This window comes from Paenibacillus sp. JJ-100 (assembly GCF_948329825.1).
GTDB lineage: Bacteria > Bacillota > Bacilli > Paenibacillales > Paenibacillaceae > Paenibacillus.
Genome location: NZ_CAOJCM010000004.1, coordinates 131,786 through 151,530, shown reverse-complemented (window position 1 = coordinate 151,530; position 19,745 = coordinate 131,786). Strand labels below are relative to the sequence as shown.

At 44.5% G+C, this 19,745-nt stretch carries 18 protein-coding genes; 10 read left to right on the top strand and 8 right to left on the bottom strand.

The features are described from left to right. Window positions 1-23: 23 nt before the first annotated feature. The gene (locus PQG66_RS16585; RefSeq protein ID WP_442955120.1) at window positions 24-3,017 is read right to left on the bottom strand and encodes a glycoside hydrolase family 9 protein; all 2,994 of its coding nucleotides are present in this window, start codon (window positions 3,015-3,017) and stop codon (window positions 24-26) included. A 356-nt stretch (window positions 3,018-3,373) separates the two neighbouring features. On the opposite strand from PQG66_RS16585, the gene PQG66_RS16580 reads away from it, so the two are divergent. Further along, window positions 3,374-4,369, top strand: a complete 996-nt coding sequence (locus PQG66_RS16580; protein WP_272038858.1) for an LCP family protein — start codon at window positions 3,374-3,376, stop codon at window positions 4,367-4,369. A gap of 139 nt (window positions 4,370-4,508) precedes the next feature. Continuing rightward, window positions 4,509-5,693, top strand: a complete 1,185-nt coding sequence (locus tag PQG66_RS16575) for an acyltransferase (protein ID WP_272038857.1) — start codon at window positions 4,509-4,511, stop codon at window positions 5,691-5,693. A 160-nt stretch (window positions 5,694-5,853) separates the two neighbouring features. Here PQG66_RS16575 and PQG66_RS16570 read toward each other — a convergent pair whose 3' ends face one another. After that, window positions 5,854-6,570, bottom strand: a complete 717-nt coding sequence (locus tag PQG66_RS16570) for a hypothetical protein (protein ID WP_272038856.1) — start codon at window positions 6,568-6,570, stop codon at window positions 5,854-5,856. Between the two features lie 211 nt (window positions 6,571-6,781). Between PQG66_RS16570 and PQG66_RS16565 the strand changes: the two genes are divergently transcribed. Further along, window positions 6,782-7,756, top strand: coding sequence for a hypothetical protein (locus PQG66_RS16565; protein WP_272038855.1), 975 nt, complete (start codon window positions 6,782-6,784; stop codon window positions 7,754-7,756). A gap of 26 nt (window positions 7,757-7,782) precedes the next feature. Beyond that, window positions 7,783-8,025, top strand: coding sequence for an NHLP leader peptide family RiPP precursor (locus PQG66_RS16560; RefSeq protein ID WP_272038854.1), 243 nt, complete (start codon window positions 7,783-7,785; stop codon window positions 8,023-8,025). Between the two features lie 80 nt (window positions 8,026-8,105). Here the strand turns inward: PQG66_RS16560 and PQG66_RS16555 are convergent, their stop codons facing one another. After that, the gene (locus tag PQG66_RS16555; RefSeq protein WP_272038853.1) at window positions 8,106-10,007 is read right to left on the bottom strand and encodes a sensor histidine kinase; all 1,902 of its coding nucleotides are present in this window, start codon (window positions 10,005-10,007) and stop codon (window positions 8,106-8,108) included. Between the two features lie 151 nt (window positions 10,008-10,158). Next, window positions 10,159-10,440 (bottom strand): hypothetical protein, encoded by a 282-nt coding sequence (locus PQG66_RS16550; protein ID WP_272038852.1) that lies wholly within the window; start codon window positions 10,438-10,440, stop codon window positions 10,159-10,161. A 140-nt stretch (window positions 10,441-10,580) separates the two neighbouring features. Here PQG66_RS16550 and PQG66_RS16545 point away from each other — a divergent pair, with 140 nt between their 5' ends. The 5 genes from PQG66_RS16545 (at window position 10,581) to PQG66_RS16525 (ending at window position 13,873) form a co-directional block, all read left to right on the top strand. Beyond that, complete coding sequence (locus PQG66_RS16545; RefSeq protein WP_017690239.1) at window positions 10,581-10,742, top strand: hypothetical protein; 162 nt, start codon at window positions 10,581-10,583, stop codon at window positions 10,740-10,742. Between the two features lie 102 nt (window positions 10,743-10,844). Further along, window positions 10,845-11,216, top strand: a complete 372-nt coding sequence (locus PQG66_RS16540) for a hypothetical protein (protein WP_272038851.1) — start codon at window positions 10,845-10,847, stop codon at window positions 11,214-11,216. Window positions 11,217-11,506: 290 nt separating this feature from the next. Further along, on the top strand, window positions 11,507-12,169 hold the full coding sequence (locus PQG66_RS16535; RefSeq protein WP_272038850.1) for a peptidylprolyl isomerase: 663 nt from the start codon (window positions 11,507-11,509) through the stop codon (window positions 12,167-12,169). Between the two features lie 445 nt (window positions 12,170-12,614). Beyond that, window positions 12,615-12,875: a YqkE family protein gene (locus PQG66_RS16530; RefSeq protein ID WP_272038849.1), complete on the top strand. Its 261-nt coding sequence runs from the start codon at window positions 12,615-12,617 to the stop codon at window positions 12,873-12,875. A gap of 203 nt (window positions 12,876-13,078) precedes the next feature. Then, on the top strand, window positions 13,079-13,873 hold the full coding sequence (locus PQG66_RS16525) for an SDR family oxidoreductase (protein ID WP_272039177.1): 795 nt from the start codon (window positions 13,079-13,081) through the stop codon (window positions 13,871-13,873). A gap of 101 nt (window positions 13,874-13,974) precedes the next feature. On the opposite strand, the gene PQG66_RS16520 is transcribed toward PQG66_RS16525, so the two are convergent. Next, the gene (locus tag PQG66_RS16520; protein WP_272038848.1) at window positions 13,975-14,751 is read right to left on the bottom strand and encodes a YwaF family protein; all 777 of its coding nucleotides are present in this window, start codon (window positions 14,749-14,751) and stop codon (window positions 13,975-13,977) included. A gap of 295 nt (window positions 14,752-15,046) precedes the next feature. On the opposite strand from PQG66_RS16520, the gene PQG66_RS16515 reads away from it, so the two are divergent. After that, entirely contained in the window at window positions 15,047-16,021 is a 975-nt protein-coding gene (locus PQG66_RS16515) for a ring-cleaving dioxygenase (protein ID WP_272039176.1), read from the top strand. Window positions 16,022-16,200: 179 nt separating this feature from the next. On the opposite strand, the gene PQG66_RS16510 is transcribed toward PQG66_RS16515, so the two are convergent. From PQG66_RS16510 to PQG66_RS16500, 3 genes are all read right to left on the bottom strand, one after another. Further along, window positions 16,201-16,908, bottom strand: coding sequence for a stalk domain-containing protein (locus PQG66_RS16510; protein WP_272038847.1), 708 nt, complete (start codon window positions 16,906-16,908; stop codon window positions 16,201-16,203). 238 nt (window positions 16,909-17,146) lie between these two features. Continuing rightward, a complete protein-coding gene (locus PQG66_RS16505) occupies window positions 17,147-17,992 on the bottom strand; it encodes a hypothetical protein (RefSeq protein ID WP_272038846.1) in 846 nt (281 codons plus the stop codon). Between the two features lie 181 nt (window positions 17,993-18,173). Continuing rightward, a complete protein-coding gene (locus tag PQG66_RS16500; protein WP_272038845.1) occupies window positions 18,174-19,451 on the bottom strand; it encodes a methyl-accepting chemotaxis protein in 1,278 nt (425 codons plus the stop codon). Window positions 19,452-19,745: the final 294 nt, after the last annotated feature.

Genomic DNA, 19,745 nt, shown 5'->3' with positions numbered 1-19,745 from the left:
CACCCTGTCCGAGCTCACCTCGTTCAAGGTTCCAGTCCCCATACTTGGGTACTGCCTTGATATGCGGTCACTTTGTTCCACTCGGCAAAAGCAGTCTTCGAAGCATCAAACGAGTAATCGTTGCTCTGATCAAAGGCACTCCAATTGTTTTTGGAGAAACGCCCCTGAATCACACCTGTCTCCGCACCCGCAGCCAGACTTCCCGCTCCAGAGGTGAAACTGATCTCCAGATAGGTATCTGCTGTTCCTTTGGCCGGATTCACTGCCACAAACTTTCCTTGTACATTGGCTGTACCTAACTGCGCATAATCACACCAGAATGTCAGATCTTCTGTACCATCTTTGGTAAAGTAATACCGGATCTTCACCGTACTTAGATCAATAGCCTGTGTGCCCGTGTTCTTCACATTAAACTGTGGAGTTACTGCGTTACTTGAATTCCCGGACCCTCCACTCCGGTACTGCACTTCAAGTGTTCCTCCCGAAACAGGCGGCTCGGAGGGGGTCAGTACAACGACGTTAGACAACGTCTGCCCACTTGCGTTCACAGCAACCACCCGATAACTATAGGACGTATCATTCTGAGCTGTGGTGTCGGTATAGGTCAATACCGTCAATCCAGTGGCCACATCGGCATATGCTCCGCCTGCAACAGCGCGTTGCACATTGTAGCTCACCGCTTCTGATGCTGCTGTCCATGACAACACATTCTGGTTATTTCCAGCTGTACCGCTTAAAACGGGTGCCCCTGGCACGTTTGAAGCTGCCTTCGGCACACCCGACACCTGTACAGAAGCTGGTGACTCCCCAGCAGCATTGGCAGCAGTCACTACGAAATAATACGTCTTGCCATTCGTCAGTCCTGTATTGGTATAAGTCAACCCGTTAACCCCTGTGGCAATAGTTGTGTATGGGCCGCCGCTAACCTCTGCACGCTTCACCGTGTACGATAAGGCCCCGGCAGAAGCAGTCCAGTTCAGCGTGATCTGCTGATTGCCAGATGCGGATTGCACACCAGAAGGCGCAGCTGGTACCGTTACGGGTGTAATACCCGGCTCTTGACCGTACACCTTCACTCCGGCGTCATAGACGGGAATGGTTACACTTTTGACCGGAGTGCCTGTTGTCAGGTTCTGGTACGAAGGATCGTTAGCCGGATTCCACGCCCCTTGTGGTCCAGTAATCCGGAACTGAACTTCTTTGCGGTAATTCCCCTCTCCGCCTGGATAGATTTTGGTATTGCTGAAGTTTGCCGTAATCGCATAGATTCGCTTGGCTGCATCTACCACGACAGGCTGAGATACGGTTGCTCCTTCGGTAGAAGATACCGAAACCTGCACATCGGATACGGTGCGTCCAGCAGCATACACCTCACTTAAATCCAGAAAGTATTTGAAGGATAGCTGATCTCCCATACGTGCAGGCCAGCCTGAACGGTTGTTAAGCAATGCACGAATTTCCGTATAGTTAGCGCCTGATGAGCGAATAGCCGCTTCTACAAAATACTCATCACCTTTGACTTCAGGAGCAGGGAAATTCGCGAGAGGCTGATCATTCTGTCCATACAGCAGATTCATCTTAGCGAGTGCTCCAGTGAAGCCGGCATTGTAATCTGTTGCTACCTCATTGCTCACGTAATCCCCGATATCATCCGTATATTGATCTGAGGCATTGGGTCCTCCCACCATTGCGCCGTATAAAATATGGCGGTGATTCGTTGGGATATCTTCATTGTTCATCCATGAACTATGGGCCGTACGATGATGCGGATGCTGAGGCGGATTTTTCCCGTATCCGACAACATAACTGCTCTGACGGGGATTATCTCCTAAAATGTAATTGATCTGTGAAGTCGCAAAATTTTGATATCTTGATTTTTTCACAGGGTCACTGACCCAATCCGAGTATACGAATGAGATAAAGGCTGCGTTAGCCGCATATCGGAGTGAACCCCACTGATCCAGCCAAGCCAATCCGCCTGGCGTGTATGTCACCCGTCCTCCATTCGTGCCAACCGTCCAGTAATCGAGATTGCGCTCGGTTGATTGGATGAACTTTGTTGCCTCCGGCATATTCAGACTGGATGTAATCCGGGCAAGCAAAATCTGTGCACCATAGTGTTTACTATCCCATCCCTGGGTCCAGGTATATGGCCAATTCGCGGAACCGCCGCTTGTAGACCACCGATCTGCCGCTGCAATCGCTTTGGACAAGTAAGCGTTATCATTTGTTGCTAGATAAAGCCACGCCCCACCCCATGCCAGCTCGTCTTCATATCCCGTCCACGAGTTATAGAATGCCGCAGCATCGGTAATACAATCGGTGTATTTTCCCCGATATGTATCTGCAAAGTTGTACAGTTCTTTCGCATGCTGAAGCATCTTCGCCGAGTAGGCCGGATCATCATCTGCAAATACGATGGAGGCAGCCGCTAGTGCAGCAGCTGTTTCTGCCGCCAGATCACTTCCCGGACAGGAAGCGTCGATCTTGAACGAAGGACGATTCATCTGCATCACTTCTGCAGGTCCCCACCAAGCGTGATCGATATTGCCCCCTCCGACTTGTCCCCATAATTCGTTTGGCTTCGTATGCGCTTTCATAAAATAGTCCGTGGCCCATCTGATATTATCTTTGATCTCCTCCAGTTGTCCCGCCTGCTCATAGCCATCACGATACTCGACTACAGACCAGGCAAGCATCGTTGCTGAAGCAGCCATTGGAAAACCAAACTTCACATGATCTCCAGCATCATACCAGCCACCGGTGAGATCCACACCAACATCGGCTCCGTCTTGCATGCCCGAGTCGCCCCGCCATTCAACCCGATTATTGTCAGGCAATGGACCTGATCGCTGTGCCTCATAGAAATAAATAGCCTTCTGAAGTGCTTCAGCATAGTTATGATCTCCAGCGGCCGCATCCGCCTGACGTAATCCTGTATTCATAGAAAAGCTCCCTGCCAGTAGTCCTGCCGATAACGTTACTACAGCAACTCGTCTCCACCAGCGCCCTTTCATCAATCTTGTTCAGCTCCTTTTCCTGAGGTTCCAGGTGATTTCTTCTAGTTATTGGAGTAGCCTCGCCCCTTTCCATGGTGGTAACTGGATGTAATTTCCACCATTAATTACCATTATATCTTTTTGTTAGACTTGCAATATCAACATTGGTGACTTCTGAAATAACATTGTTGTGACCTATTACCAATCATCATCTATATTCATAACGTGCGATATATACAAAAAAAACAAACGATTAGTTTACCATAAAAGAATTAAACCGTAATTTAGAAAACAAAGAGGACATTTCCCTTTCTTTTTGTTAAAATAACGTGGGTGTATGTATCTATCAGTTTAACCATAGAAAGGTGAAGATTATGTTTAAAAAATGGCTATGGGGGATTGCCCTAACCTTGATGCTTTCTGTAACTGGAATCATTGTCTATTACGGATATTCAATCGTTCATTTCGCCAATAGCATCTCAACCGCATCTACCCCCTCGTCCACAGCGGGCAGTGATGTAACAACAAGTTCAGATACTATCGTAACAACCATCCCGAAATGGGAAGGTCAGGAGAGAGTGAATATTTTACTGATTGGCGGTGACTCCAGAGGGGATGACGCTGGACGTTCAGACTCAGTCATGGTTGCTTCCATTGATCCTCTCTCCAAAAAAGCTCACCTCTTTTCCGTGCTTCGTGACACGTACGTTGAGATTCCAGGCCATGGCAAAAGCCGCCTTAACGCTGCCTTCTCCTATGGAGGAGCCGAATTAACGAAACAAACGGTCAGTAATCTGCTCGGTATTCCGATCCAGCACTACGTATACACCGACTTCACAGGATTCATGGCTCTCGTTGATGCCCTGGGCGGTATTGATATTGATGTAGAAAAAGATATGTACTATACAAGTAAAGCCGATAAACACATGTATGATATTGATTTAAAAAAAGGCCTGCAGCATATGGATGGCAGAACTGCACTCCAATATGTTCGTTTCCGACACGATGCGACCTCTGATTTCACAAGGACACAGCGTCAACGTATCTTTATGACCGAACTTGCGAAGAAGATGCAGAGCACCACTTCTCTCTTCAAAATCCCTGAGATCTTGGAAGCTATCGCTCCATATGTTCAAACGGATCTCAGTCCAACCCAGATGTTAAAGCTCGCTTCTCTTGGCTTTGATATTCGTGCTACAGAGATTCATCAACAACAGATTCCGCCGAACCATCTTCTGACCAATGAACGGGTTGGAGGCGCTCAGGTGTTAGGTGTCAATGTGAATAAGCTTCAAGCCTACATACAAAAATTATTTGAAGAAGACCACGACACTTCCCATAGCTCGTCATCGGGTGAGTCCAAGGAATGACAACGGAATGACTACTGGTTCGACAGCAAAAGACGGCCTAAGCCGTCTTTTTTTTACCTTTTCTCGACATTTAATGCAGCCTTAATGTTTGGAGGGTAGTCTTATTTGATGACCTTGACTGCATAAGGGAGGAACGTGAATGAACAGACCAAAAATAGCTGAATGGACCAAGCTACGCGGACTAGCCTTCCTGGCCATCGTCATGCAACATAGCATTGCTGAATATATTTATCGGCCTGACATCGAACAACCTGATTCCGTTATGCTGACCATGATTTATCATCTAACAAGGTTTGGTACACCCACCTTTGTATTTCTGTCAGGTGTGATGTTATTTTACCACCATCGTCATGCTAAGCCGGATTATCCCCGCTTCATTGGCAAACGGTTTGCTGATATTTATATCCCGTTTTTCCTCTGGACACTTATCTATTGGTTATCCGTGCGTGTATTTACCCCTGCATTCTGGTCTTCAGGCATGCCGGATCTGGAGAGTTTTGTTCGCGAGCTATTCGTACCACAGACAGGATATCACCTTTGGTTCGTGTTGATGGTCTTCCAGTTTTATATTCTGTTTCCATTGTTTTTGTCATTGGCTCACGCGATTCGCCAACGTCTGGAGAACTTGAAACGCTTTACCTCAAAGCAGCTCATTATGTCTATCCTGCTGGTGTCAGCCATACTCTATATGTGGCTTATGAAACTGTCTTATTATGATATGGCCGGCTGGACTGAACGTTGGACAGAACCTTGGTCCAGCCTGCTGGAATACCGATCGTTTTCATGGATTTTTTATTGGTTTTACTTTTTCCTTGGCGCTGTATGTGCCTGGTCAGTAGAGAGCTGGAGAAACTGGACAGTGAAGATTCTGCCTCTCAGCATCACCGTTTTTATCGTGATGTATATCTGGCTTGGATATGATGTGTTACGAGGGTCAGTAGGTACGATGAACCTGGGTATTTCTACTTATCTTAAACCCAGCACGTTCATCCACATTATAGCTCAGCTATTGATGTTATACAGTTTTCTCGTGCTGTCGCGTGGCAATGAGGGTCAGAATCTATGGTTTGGGCGACTCCTCACTTGGATTGGGCGTTATTCTTTTGGCGGTTATCTCGTCCATGCTCTGGTGATCTATGCCATCTCCTATGTTACTAGACCGATGCAACTCAGCGGATGCCATCTGTCCGTAACGATCGTCTCGTTTGTTGTCACGGTGGTTACTGCTCTTGGTATCAGCTGGACATTATCCAAGTTGCCAGGTTCCCGTTATACGGTTGGATTAGCCGCTTCCAAGAACAAAACTTTAGAGACAAACCGATAACTGAAACGAACACTAGGTTTTTTTTCATTAGGGTACTTGGGGTACTGATTGAAGCCTTTTCCTTCAAACGTTAACCCTGATTAACTTAGAAGCTTAAGTTACAGAGAAAAGAGCGTGTTCCTTGTGGAACACGCTCTTTTCTCTCCTAATTCCCATCGGTTCAGTTTCGATCAATTACCTGACCAGGGCGAATGGGATCGCGGTGACCTGGATACTTTCGATGAACAAATCGCTGAAGATCATCCGTCAGTTGCTCCTTGAGTTGATCCACCAGTTGGGTTTCAGTTATCCCTTTCGCTTGAGCAATTTCAACCAACGATTTGCCTGCACGGAGCTGCGCTTTCAGTTGATCGGTTGTTATTCCGATAAATTTTGCTATGGCTTCCTTATCTACCATGGAATGTTTTCCGTGACGTGTAAATTCACGTCGTAATTCGGCAAGCGGTGTGTTAACTACCTTTCTCAGTTTCACATCCATATCGTTTTTCGCTGCTGCAGCTTGTTCTTTGGTAAGACAACCTTCTTCTACTGCTTTATCCAAACGCGCTGATAGCGTAGGTTTTAGCTTCTGTAACAACTTTTCCTCACTGAGGCCTTTACGTTCCTTGGCGATCTGAGACAAAGTCTTGCCGAGTCCCATCTCCTGCTTCAGTTCACGAAGTCCAATACCGAGCAAGTCAGCGGTTTCACCGATCATAAACAGACTATGTCCTGCGTGCATACAAGGCTTTTGATGTCCTCCGGTTGAGCCAGCATGCTGATCACCTTGTTGCTCCGCAGGAGTAGTAGGATTGGCAAAAGTGGTGGACCCCGGTGCCACGGAGAAAATGAAAACTGCCACTCCCACTGCCAGCCGTGATTTCCAATTCTTTCTCATTGTTTATCCGCCTTTCGTGTGTCGATATCCTCTGCCTCCCTATTTTGAACCCAAACAACACCTTTTTATGCTATAAAATCCAAAATATCATGATATTTTTCACAAAAGATCACAAAAAAACCTATTTTTTTCAAAACAAACAAGCTATACTGTATGTAACTTCTTGAATCTACCGCACACGATAACGAATCAGGAAGGACGTTGCCTTATCATGCAGCGAGAATGGTTAGATCCGTACCTGCTTGACGTACAAGCGGTGTTCTCTTCAGCTGAAGAGAGGTTTCAGCGATACCCTGAGCCACTGGTTGGACATGCACTTGAACAGCTACGTTTACTTCACCCCTCCAGAAAAGAATCAGGACACAGCTGCATCGGTTACATCACTCCGCTATGGATGCAACACACCGAGGGACTCCCTTCAGAACAAGCTCATTTACTTAGCACAGCTTGCCTGTTACACATGTTGTACTTTCTGAATCTGGATGACATCATGGATGAACCGACTGAGGAATCCGTGCTCAAGTTATCGTTGGGCAACCTTTATTACGTGGACGCCCTTCAAACTTATGGTGCATTATTTGAATCCTCTTCTGTCTTTTGGATTCATTTCAGAAAGGTTATTCTGGACTGGGCCGTAAGTGTGAACGGGGAATTACATCTCGATTATTTTCAGCAAAATCCGCTTCTGATTGCCCAGAAAGCTTCACCGTCACAAATAGGAATCATCGGTGCTCTGCTTCTACTAGAACAACCCGATCGAATCGTTCCGGTCTGTAGTGCGATGAATATCGTACTCATGACTCTTCAGATGACGGATGATTTTACAGATACGAAACAAGACGCTGTTCACGGCAACTACAATAGCTACCTCTCTCACATATCCGCAGCACTCCAGCAAGAATATCTGACTCATCCGCTGAAAGATTCCGTTCATCAAAATGTATTTAACTCTCACCTCATGAATAGTTATGCAGACATAGCCCATCATTTTAACCGAATTCTTGCAACATCAAGCTCATCATTACCACAGTTTATTTCACTTAATTCTTATCTGTGCAACACATTGGTACAAGCTGTTCATGACATTAAAGAGCATAAACAAAGACTTTACCGAGGCGGGTTTCACTACTGGATCAGTGAGTCACAACCTGAAATATCTGACGAAGAACAAGCTGATTCGGTTTAATTTTAAATACGAAGGGAATGTTGACGATGATGGTATCAGAGAAAACGTTGCAAGAGGATATTATTGAGAAGGCTTGGACTGATGAGCAATTCCGGCAACAACTTCATTCCAATCCCAAACAGGCACTTCGCGAAGCATTCGGCATTACAATTCCTGATTATATCAAGGTTCGTACGGTTGAGGAGCAGCAAAATGATTATGTTCTTGTCATTCCTCCTAATCCTGCAAAAGTTAATTATGATGTCAATTGCGGCCCATGGAGAGATTAGATCCATCCGAGTTTAAGCTTTAAACTTGTCATCATTTAAAAAAACAGGGGTAGAACATGTAACTGGATATCCTTCCCGAGTCATTTATCGAACTCGGGAAAAGATACAACAGCTTCTGTTCCTACCCCTTTTGTGCTTGTAAAAGTGATCTGTCCATTCATAGCTTCCACGATTCGGAACGTCACCATCATTCCTAGTCCAGTGCCTTTGATTTTGTTGGAGAAATACGGTTCTCCTAATCGAGACAAGGCTTCCTCACTCATCCCCTCACCATTGTCTCTAACATGCACTTTAACTTGCCCATCCTGTGAGTACGCCCAGATATCAATCTGGCCTTCTCCTCCCTGAAACGCCTCTATACTATTTTTAATAATGTTGATAAAAGCCTGTTTGAACTTTGAAGAATTTCCACGAATATATAGATTCGGCGGGATATCTGTTGTAATTTTCCCACCTTCCAAGTTAGCCATTGGTACAAGTATGCCTTCAATATGATCAAATTCATGCGAAATATTCAGCGATATAATATGATCGAATTCCGGTTTGGCAAACGTTAAGAAATCAGTGATAATACCAGAAGCTCGGTCAAGTTCCTCCAGCGCGATTCGTACATAACCTTTATTCTTATTATCTTCCTGCTCTGTCATAAGTTGAAGAAATCCTCGTGTCACTTGAAGCGGATTACGTACTTCATGTGCAACCGATGCGGCAAGTTCGCTAATAATCTCCATCTTTTCCGATCGTTGCAATTCATTGTTGAACAGCTCTAGTTCCTTGGAGTACTCCAGCACTTTATTATGTTTCTCCGCGAAACGGCTTCCAAGAATGGCAATTAACGAGATTACAAATGCAACCATAGACCATTTCCACCAAAAGAGATGATACGTCCCATTGCGCTGAAAGTACCACAACAATTCAAGTACGCTGATCAGAGAAAACGTACCAAAACCGGATGCTAACAGTATAGCTTCACGGTTGCGTTGCAATGCTCTTGTGATCGTACCAGCCAGCAGGATAATCAATAGAATAACCAGTACAATGCCAACTACACGCGTCACAAACAAACTATATAACAGATTCCACTGCCCGCCAGAAACTACATATATAAATAACGAAAACAATGCAATGCTTGAATAGGTCCATTGAATTTTTCTTACTTTGGTGAATATTCCGTAGACTCCGGGACCAATGATCTGTTCAAAAAAATAACAAAGCGCCGGCATACCCAGCAGCATAGCCGTATCGAATAGAACTGAATATAAATCGCCATAGACCTGATAAAAAGTGTACAGGAACTTCGAGTATGTAATAACCATCGTCCCGATTGAACCCATCACAACGCATAGTGATATCCATAAGCCTTTATGAAACTTCCCCAGGAAAAATGTGCAGCTCAACATAATCAAAGAGGTAAATACGAAAGTTGAACCCAAAATGATATCCATAAGCCCATTATGAATATATTGCTCCTGCAGCATTGCGTAGGGCCCTACCTGAACATCGCCCTGAATGCCTACCCATCCTCTCTCATTTTGTGCCCAAACATAGAGAGTATTGCCGGAATGATCAGCAGATAGCGGTAAAAAAACAGCATTATTGTCGTAATTATAGTGGTAATTCTCGTACACTTTCCGATCTTCAAGATAGATCACAATATGAGTACCTTTAATATTTTCGAAACGAATAGCTGAACTTCCATCATGTAAAGAGGGAATGGTTAAGCGTGTCCACAATGAACCGGATGGCTCTTTAGTCATGTCCATGATTTGGTCAGCACTCTGTCTCTCCCAAATCTCGTCCTCTCCCATTACCTCACTGATGAAACCTTGATCCCCAGCTTTCCCCCATTTCACTTCCCATCTGGTTATGGATGTGGGCTCCTGAATTTCCTCTGGCGCGGCAAGAATAAGTCCATGTGGCATGCACAAAATCATCCATACCGTCATCCATACGATGATGATTGCTTTGGGTACATTCCTCATTCAACAGCACCTCAAAGTTTTTATTTTCTCTTATTAAGTTCTCCTCATATATCATTCGCCATCACTTATCATGTCACCTTCTTCAATAAATGCATTTTTCACATAAAAGTAGATTTATAGTTTTTTTTCCAATTTATTGTTATGAGTATCGTTAGTTTCGTAAATCCTCAAACTGATTTTCAATCATTTCACGTTCCTTCTGCTCCACTTTCGTTCGAAATTCGAGCCACTGCTCCGTTTCTTCGTCATCGTAAATGGTCCATATATCAGAGAAAAGGAAATCACGTAACTGGACCACCTGCCCGGACCATATCCCTCCCACCCAGAATAAACCGTCTGGACGTCGAATGACGGTGCGAGAAAATCCGGGTGTGGATGCCTTTTGTCCAACCCGAATACGGGTAATCATATTCCCAAGTGTGAACCAGTCCACAAGCACTCCTCCTTATCAAGCTTCATCATAACATAGGCAAAACAGGAAAAGTTGTAAAAGCAGCTCCCGCGATTCAATCACGTGAATCAGGTGTAATGGTTTTTCAAAGCAAATACTCACGATATAAGGAGATGATCAGAATGAATGAGCCTCATCGTACAGTAGAAGTTGAGCATAAGGATGTTCAGCACAAATCAGACTCGAGTATGGTTGCTTCCACTTTTATTAAATATGCTGCATACATCATTATCTTTTTTGGTTTTCTCTACTTCCTCGTGAAGTATGTATTTCCGAAATTTTAATGGAATTCCTAACATAACTTGTTCGATTTAAAGGGATAATAACATGCCTCGATTCTGATGAAAACATGATTTATATACTTTTGTGGAAGGAAGTGCCTAATTATGTCTGACAAGCCGATTAGTAACGCAGAGAGTGACCGCTATTACGACCGCTATCAGAGATCTCGTGATATTCCTCCTGAAACCGAAATCCCTGTAGGAGACATGGATACCTTGGATGAAGTTTCAGGCAGTCGTATTGAAATGGATGATTCCGATCTGCCACCTGTTGCTTCTACAGATGTGTATGATGAAGGACTGGAATCCCGTTTGACTGAACCTCCGTTGGAATCTGTACCAGATGCGGATCAAGTGCAGCCTGGCAGCCCCGTTGATCCTGCTGCACCTGATCCGGATGCCTTACATGGGACAGATCTGTTAAACGGAGTCGGCGCTGACGCCAAGCCACAGAAAAGCATCTTGCCGCCACGCTAGATATCTGGGCATGCATGACGTGAATTCAACATACTGTATCTTTCTGTTGTATCATTATACTGAAGCCCTCTTCGCGCTAGGGGGCTTCTTATTTTTATTCCCTTTACATCCCTCGATACAGAAGCATTTCAGTTCATTTGCCCCTGTGCTATACATAACCAGCCCTAATCCACCATTAAATCCGCCCACATTGCCATTCAGTATCGAAAAACGGTATGATAGTTGCAGAAATATCCAAACTATATTTCTTGAAAATTCGTTATGATAGCGAACCAAGGAGGAACCTATTCATGTCTTTACGGTGGAAAAAAACAACCGCAGTATCCCTTGTCCTGGCGATGCTGTTAATCGTTATGAGCGGGTGCGTACGCCCTGCAAGCAATGCTTCGCAAACGCCGGTTCCGGCTCCGCCAGAAGGGCCGAATCCTGTAGCGACAATTGAGATGCAGGATGGGCAGAAGATTGTCATTGAGTTAGAACCTAAAATTGCACCAAATACGGTGTACAATTTCATCTCACTGGCGAACAAAGGCTTCTATGATGGCACCATATTTCACCGTGTTATTCCAGGTTTTATGATCCAAGGCGGCGACCCCAACGGTGATGGTTCAGGCGGACCAGGCTATACCATCAAAGGTGAGTTCACCTCTAATGGTCATAAAAACCATCTATTGCACACCCGTGGAGTGATCTCTATGGCACGCAAATCAGATAGTCTGGATTCAGCCGGTTCTCAATTTTTTATTATGCTGGCCGAGGCCGATTATCTGGATAACTCTTATGCTACTTTTGGCAAAGTAACCGAAGGTATGGATGTAGTTGATGGTATCGCAGCGCAGCAGATCGGTAAGCGCGACAAACCGGTAACGGACCAGGTGATGAAAAAAGTAACGGTAGATACCCACGGTCTTGAGTATCCAGAACCTGTGAAGATTACGGAAGATAATAAGTAAACCATCCTCTATATGAACAAAAATATGAACAAACAAAAGCTCTGTCCTGTGCATTCAGCGCAGAGCAGAGCTTATATAATGATAGCGTTTACATGAATGACTAGTAAAACATCTTTTTCAGCAACGGATAACAACTTAAAGCATCCACCCCAACAAACGCAGCCACCCAATGATGGCAATCCATAATGGGAAACTAAAGGCTATCCCCCATGCAAGCCCCTTCAACACACTTCCGTCTGCTTCCACGAACAACGACTCCTTTCTCCAGGGAATAGTCGTAGTCTCGGTACCATTATATGGTTTTATACCTCTATTCATTCGTTATGACACCGCCTTTTTCCTGCAACCACTTCTGTAACTTTATGGCATGAGCAATATGAACCTGATATACTATGACTACGATAACGATATGGATTATGTTCATGTTTGGAAAGGAGATTTTCCTATGGCAAAATCGAAAAGACACACCCCGGCACCCAAAGCTCAGACTCAGGACAAACCGACCACGCTGAAAGATCTCCTCAGTAGTGATGTGCTTGAGAAACTAAAGGCACAGGCTGACGAAGCCAAAGCTGCGGAAGCACAGCGCAAGGAACAGGAACGTCTACAGGCAGAGGAAGCTCGTAAAGCGGAGCAGAAACGGCGCGATAATGATTTTGAATATTTGCTGAATAATAGTTCGATGGATTGGAAGAAACACAAGTAACTCAGGAAAGACTGGAAGTCTGTCTATCGGTGTTGTTCCCTCCTCTAACATTATATCGCTGATGTTAAACTACACTTCAATTCATGAACAGAACCCCTAACAAGGTTCTGTTTTTTAATATGCGGACATATGATTCAGCCCCCTCATGTCGGGTATTTAGAAGTAAAGTAGTTGAGGACACTTTATACATGGAGGGATCGATGATGGCTGAACAGCGTTTGGAAGGCAAAGTGGCGATTGTTACTGGAGGTGGCTCGGGCATTGGTCAGGCTTCCGCAATTCGTTTCGCCGAACATGGAGCCAAAGTATATATGCTGGATCGTACACCAGAGAACGCAGAAGAAACCAAACACATTATTGAAAAGGCTGGCGGCGAAGCTTACGTCATTGCATGTGATATCTCCAAGCCTGAGGAAGTACAAAAAGCAATAGATCAGGCGGCAGCAGAAGCAGGCAAGCTGGATATTGTTTTCGCCAATGCAGGCATCAATGGTGCAATGGCTCCGATCGAAACGATGAAGATCGAGGATTGGGATCAGACGATGGAGATTAATATGCGCGGCACGTTTGCAACCGTGAAATATGCCATCCCTCACCTGAAGGATCGTGGAGGTAGCATCATTATCACCAGCTCGATTAATGGCAACCGAGTGTTCTCAGGGATCGGTTTTTCTGCATACGCTTCCAGCAAGGCCGCTCAAACTGCATTTACCAAAATGGCTGCACTTGAACTGGCTCGGTACAAAATTCGTGTTAATGCGGTATGTCCTGGCGCAATTGATACGAATATTGACGAGAATACGTTTCCATCGGATGATCTGAAAAATGTTCAAATTCCAGTGGAGTTCCCTGAAGGACATGAACACCCCCTCAAAGGTGAACCAGGAACATCAGAGCAAGTGGCCAATCTGGTACTGTTCCTGGCTTCAGATGAAGCCTCTCATGTGACAGGAACACGAATCTATGTGGATGGGGCTGAATCCCTTTTGCGTGGATAACTCCCCTCTCCTTTTTCAAATAACGTTAAAATCAAACGAACCCGCAAATGCACTGGATGTCCAGGACGTTTGCGGGTTATCTACATGATTACAGGATGACATCAGCTTTTGGATTGAATCCGAGGTTGCTCCTCCTGTTTACCACTTATGCGTCGTAAACGCTCAGGGATGGCAAAGAACAAAACATATAACAGGGAGAATAATATCAAAGCAAGAACTTCTTCTCCAAGAATGTAAATCGGATATGGCCCAAGCATATCGATGACAGAGGGCGTACTCGGCTTATGTCTTAGAAACATGTAATTGGCCCCTAATGCCACATCCACAATATATACTAAGAGGGCCGCGATGTTCACAAATATCATGGAGCCTGCAACAGATCGCCATCCTGGACGAAGCTGTTCGATCCATGTCATATAGAGCAGTGCAAGAATAATCATCGCATGAGCTACAAAAAATTGAATGAAACGGAAATGGGCAAAGTCATATCCCAAATTCGGTGTTACAATGGCCATCAAAGCACCTGCAATGCCGGAAAATATTAAAGCCGAATATAACCACCGCGAGCGCGTTAATAATAACAGGGCAGATAATAGTAGAGACAAGCTGCACAGCTCTAATGGCAGTGAAGTTTGCAAGCTCCAGATCTCTCCGTACATATACCAGCACTGAAGTACAATCTCACAACTAACCATGAATCCTGCCAATCCGATACGCATCTTGCGACGTGTACGTGCAGATCGTGAACGAAGCTGATGCCTGAAGATAAATAACAGGACTAGGAGTGCAGCAATAATAATCATAGTTACAATATGTGAAGTGGAGAATGCCACAAAAGGCTCTGCATCATACGGGTCAAGCCAAGGTGGGTAGTTCATGCCTTCTCTCTCTCCTTTACGCCTGTTAATGGGGGATTATTACCGACACGACTAGTAACTTTTTCTTATTTTGCCACTGAACTCCACAGCTGTCCACCCTCATCTGAATTAAGCGTTGTGTTTTGAATATCTTTATGTTAAGATAAAACCAGAAACAAACTAAAAGTTAGTAGCTATAAATATGATTTATAAATTATCACTTCTTATTATCTTACTTATATGGATCTTTAGCGTTTCATCCTGTCCATAAAATATCTGTTACCGACTCAACCCTTAAATTTTAGGAGGAATTATGATGCTAATCAAAGGACTTCACCACGTATCCGCACTTACCGCACAAGCCGATCAGAACTACCGCTTCTATACTGACATCATGGGCCTGCGCCTTATCAAAAAAACCGTGAATCAGGATGATGTATCTGTCTATCACCTGTTCTATGGAGATGAGATAGGAAATCCAGGTACAGAACTCACCTTCTTCGAGATTCCAATGGCTGGCCGCACACGTGAAGGTGTTAACAGCATCTCAGCTACTTCACTTCGTGTGCCCAATGATGCAGCCCTTGCCTATTGGGTACAACGCTTCGATGAATATAAAGTACCGCACGATGAAATTGTAGAACGCGGCGGTCGTGCAACACTGGCTTTCACTGACTTCGAAGGCATGCGTCTGATCCTTGTTTCAGATGAACATAACTCAGGCGTAGCTGGTGGCACACCTTGGGATCGAAGTCCTGTGCCTGCACAATTCGCTATTATTGGATTGGGGCCAATTCATCTGACTGTACAAGATGCTTCACTTACGACTCCTGTGCTTACGGAACTGCTTGGATTCAGAGCTAAAGGCAGCTACCCTGCTTTTACACCGGGGCAACCCGATGTACTTGTCTTCGAGTCTGGTGAAGGTGGCAGCGGTACTGAAGTTCACCTTGAGGAGCGCAACGATCTTGCGCAGGAACGGCCTGGACGTGGTAGTGTGCACCACGTAGCATTCCGTGTAGATAATGAGGAAGAATTAAGACAATGGGTTGACCGGGTACATCAGTTCCAATTCCCAAGCTCCGGTTTTGTAGACCGTTTCTACTTCCGCTCCCTGTACTTCCGCGAAGCCAACGGTATTTTGTTCGAGCTGGCTACAGACGGTCCGGGATTTGATACAGACGAGGACTTCGCTACGCTTGGAGAATCGCTTGCTTTGCCTCCATTTTTGGAAGGACGCCGAGCTGAGATTGAGGCCAACCTCAAACCGCTGGATACCATCATTCGTTAATGGAGTAAATTCAGTGAATTGCGTTTAATTCACCTGAAATCTGCTGAGTTATTAAGGTGAGTTTTAAAAATTAAAAACGATGTTCACCTAGCCTTTCTGCTCTGATTCTAGTTCAGGGAGGACAAGTGAAACATCGTTTTTTTATAGGCATTTCCAAGCCTCGAGATAAGGGTTTTGTGTTATTTAGTTAGATATGATGTTGTGAGAGGCACAAATAGAGCTGAACCCGGATCTTCGGATACAATCTCCACGTACACAGCTTCCGTTCCACTTACATCCACGTCCAGACTCATCATGCCGTTTTCTGGTGATATACTCAGCTTTTTGAGGACCGTAAGGTCTTGGTCGACGATCTGTATCTCCTGATTTCCTTTAAGCGCTGCCAGTTCCAGATGCAGAGAAGAATACTTTTTGCCCGTATTAATCTGTATATCGTCCCCTTGTTTCTTAGGATCATTATGCAGATACACATCCTTGTAGTCTTTACCGTTGTATGTTGTCTCAGCTGGATCTTTCGTATGCCATGCGATCGAGCCCAGTACAGATGTTCCAAGAGAACTTAAGGTTAATTTTTCACTGCTTATCGGAGACGATCCAGTTGTTCCACCGATCAGGACGGATGAAGTTGCCGCATCATATGTGATTTCTGTTCCAAGCAGAGTACCCACCGCACGTACCGGCAGATACGTGGTTCCATTATAGGTAATCGGCAGTACTGTCTTTCCATTGCTATCTTTGGCTGTTACTACCTCACCATTCAGCTTCAAGGTAATCTTACTATTCAAATATGCTTTGATCTGTTCCAAACCTGTAGCCGCCAACGCACCTGTACCTATCCCAAGCGTCAGTGTGCCCACCATTAAACCGAGTACGACCTTCTTTTTCATCCTAATTCCCTCCCAGACATTTAAATGAATTGTCCTTTATACATTTAAATGACTAAAGCAATAATGTCAATTATTTCCGAGGAATTTTCTAATCTTTTTTATTCCAGGCAGCACAAAACGAGGCTGGAGTACTTCCTTTTTTTCAGCCCCTTGCGCTGGACACCGTTGTCATAACTTGTCCTATATGAATTAAAGAAATATCGACGATCTTATGCTGTAGCTCCATCGATTGACATGCTCAATCAAATGATTCGTAGTACTCCTCTTCATATACTTCCATACTGTATTTCAGCTCGCTCGCTTGCCATTCCCCGTTCTGATCCGCGTAGACGAATGTCAAATCACCTGCATACAAACCTTCGCCATATGCGCCAGACGTTGACACAACAAGCTTGCCATCTTCAACACTATAATAGGTCACACGACCAAACTGTAACTTGTCATGATAGACGCCATCACCGGCTGCTTTCTCCACACGGGTTGTTTCCGCAGGAACACCGTTCACGGTCACACCGATCTCGATATAGTCGGAGTTCACCGTAACGTTGGATTCTACATGATCCTTTACGATGTCATCCAAGGATTGCATCTTCATTACTTCCAGTGATATCGGGTCCAAAATATGAGCCTGGCCCAGATAAATTCCAGTTCCGTGTCCTTCTGAATACAACACGACGATCTCTTTTTTACCGTCCTCATTCAAATCAAGCTCATGTACTTCAGGTTTATAAGATCCACCTTCTGCACGCCAATCACTGAATTCACGCTTCTTGCCATTGACCTCAACGACAAGGCCATTATATATATATCCGGAACCTTCGACACTCATTGGGTACACTCGAACATTTTTATTCTCTGGTGCTATCGAAACATCATCTGCTTTAATTGGTGTTTTGTCTCTATTGCTGTTCACTTCATCATTCTTCAAATCGATATGGGAAGCCTCGACCGCTACGGTCTGGCTGGATGAATTATCTATATTAAGCTGTTGTTGCGACTCATTTGTCGTTTTGGCAGTCGAAGTTACTGAAAGTGTAGCAACCGCCAAAATAATCATCAGCAGGATACCTGTCCAAGTTTTCAATATACTGGGCTCCTTCTTCTGTTGTAATAATATTATTATATCTTCATTTATCGCCCGCGCGTTGCAATTTTGTTAATCTTTATTAAAAAATCTTTACAAATCACCATTGTCACGAAAAAACGTTCGTCTTTAACCAATTTAAGCTAATTTTTTGGACATAAAAAAGCATTTCGGAAACAGCTCAAGGCTGCATCCGAAATGCTTTCGTTTTATCGAGTAATCGATCTGTTAACCGTCTTAACTCTTCCGCTGATGAGGATATTTCCTCCATAATCGCTGTTTCTTCATGTGCAGCATCCATGATCTTCTTAGCTTCATCCGAGAAGGAGCTCGCTTTGCCTTGTATCTTCTTCACATTGCCGTGTGTTTGCTCCACACGTCCCGTCTGTTCAGCAATCTTGGAGCCGATCTCATGTGCACCTTTCATGAACACTTCAACCGTACCCGTTAGTTCATGTAATGTCTGATCCACGGAAATGGTCCGTTCTGACTCATCTACAACCAATCCATGCTGTTCCTGACTAAGCTGCACAGTTTCCCGGATTCGTTGCTGCACACGGCTAATCAGCTCATTAATTCGATGTACCGAATCTTTACTCTCATCAGCAAGCTTACGAATCTGCTGAGCAACAACTGCAAATCCTGCCCCCTCTTCCCCTGCTCGGGCGGCTTCAATGGAAGCGTTCAGGGCAAGCAACCCTGTTTCTTCAGCTATATTTTTGACCGACTGTGTGATCACTTCGATATCGGAAGCTTCCTTCTCTAATAGCAGCATAATATCACGAGAACGATTGTGTGATTCAGCCAGCTCGTCCATGCCTTTCATCAGTGAAGAAAATGTTTCCTTCGTATGATCCACCGATTGTTCCATCTGACCGGACAGTTCTGTCATCCCCAAAGACTGATGTTGCATCTTCTGAAAATCATTCAACATTTCATCTGCTGTAATCAGGGAATGATGGGAAGTCACTTTTTGCTCTTCAACACCTACCGCAATATGATCAACTGCTTCCGACATCATCTCAATCTGCTCCGCTGCCTGGGTAATCGCCTCACTAAGCGACTGTGCATTCTGAGAGGTTGTGCGTGTACTTTCCGCAATATCGTTCACAATACTTCTCAGATTAGAAACCATAACGTTGAAAGCATCATATAATACGGTAAGCTCATCTTGTGCGCGGCGATGTGGAATTTCCGTAGTCAAATCTCCGGAAGATACCTGCTGCGCAGCACGAGACAGCCGAACAATCGGACGAGTCAGGTAGCGAGAAGCCATCCACCCGAGAATTCCGTTCCAACATACCCCCATAAGCAGAACGATCGATATGTACAGCCAATTTGGTATATCAAGTGAAACCCAATCCTTCACAAAAAAAATAAAAAAGCCGCTAGTTCCGTACGTAATAATTGAGATAAGTACTAAACCAACGACACTCTTCGCCCCTAAAGTCCATTTCATGTGTTCGCACCCCGTAGTCCTTTTTTCCTATTTTACCAATATCATACCATATTTCATGTGATTAATATCACTGAAAACGCTGTATTTTCGTCATGATTCGCTGTTTATGCATGACTTTATTACTACAAAACTCGCTCCAAATGAATAAGACAAGCTTGGATAGACCTCCTTATAAATTTAATTTTTGTAGGAAATTTTAGATTTTTTAATTTTAATTATTATCGGTTACAAGAAAAGAATCATTTAGCTTGGCATCTATTTTGCTTAAATGGTATACTGAGTGCGTTTCAGCAA

Coding starts and splice junctions, on each gene's coding strand:
- PQG66_RS16585 (WP_442955120.1), bottom strand. CDS start 3,017: ATGAAAGGGCGCTGGTGGAGACGAGTTGCTGTAGTAACGTTATCGGCA.
- PQG66_RS16580 (WP_272038858.1), top strand. CDS start 3,374: ATGTTTAAAAAATGGCTATGGGGGATTGCCCTAACCTTGATGCTTTCT.
- PQG66_RS16575 (WP_272038857.1), top strand. CDS start 4,509: ATGAACAGACCAAAAATAGCTGAATGGACCAAGCTACGCGGACTAGCC.
- PQG66_RS16570 (WP_272038856.1), bottom strand. CDS start 6,570: ATGAGAAAGAATTGGAAATCACGGCTGGCAGTGGGAGTGGCAGTTTTC.
- PQG66_RS16565 (WP_272038855.1), top strand. CDS start 6,782: ATGCAGCGAGAATGGTTAGATCCGTACCTGCTTGACGTACAAGCGGTG.
- PQG66_RS16560 (WP_272038854.1), top strand. CDS start 7,783: ATGATGGTATCAGAGAAAACGTTGCAAGAGGATATTATTGAGAAGGCT.
- PQG66_RS16555 (WP_272038853.1), bottom strand. CDS start 10,007: ATGAGGAATGTACCCAAAGCAATCATCATCGTATGGATGACGGTATGG.
- PQG66_RS16545 (WP_017690239.1), top strand. CDS start 10,581: ATGAATGAGCCTCATCGTACAGTAGAAGTTGAGCATAAGGATGTTCAG.
- PQG66_RS16540 (WP_272038851.1), top strand. CDS start 10,845: ATGTCTGACAAGCCGATTAGTAACGCAGAGAGTGACCGCTATTACGAC.
- PQG66_RS16535 (WP_272038850.1), top strand. CDS start 11,507: ATGTCTTTACGGTGGAAAAAAACAACCGCAGTATCCCTTGTCCTGGCG.
- PQG66_RS16530 (WP_272038849.1), top strand. CDS start 12,615: ATGGCAAAATCGAAAAGACACACCCCGGCACCCAAAGCTCAGACTCAG.
- PQG66_RS16525 (WP_272039177.1), top strand. CDS start 13,079: ATGGCTGAACAGCGTTTGGAAGGCAAAGTGGCGATTGTTACTGGAGGT.
- PQG66_RS16520 (WP_272038848.1), bottom strand. CDS start 14,751: ATGAACTACCCACCTTGGCTTGACCCGTATGATGCAGAGCCTTTTGTG.
- PQG66_RS16515 (WP_272039176.1), top strand. CDS start 15,047: ATGCTAATCAAAGGACTTCACCACGTATCCGCACTTACCGCACAAGCC.
- PQG66_RS16510 (WP_272038847.1), bottom strand. CDS start 16,908: ATGAAAAAGAAGGTCGTACTCGGTTTAATGGTGGGCACACTGACGCTT.
- PQG66_RS16500 (WP_272038845.1), bottom strand. CDS start 19,451: ATGAAATGGACTTTAGGGGCGAAGAGTGTCGTTGGTTTAGTACTTATC.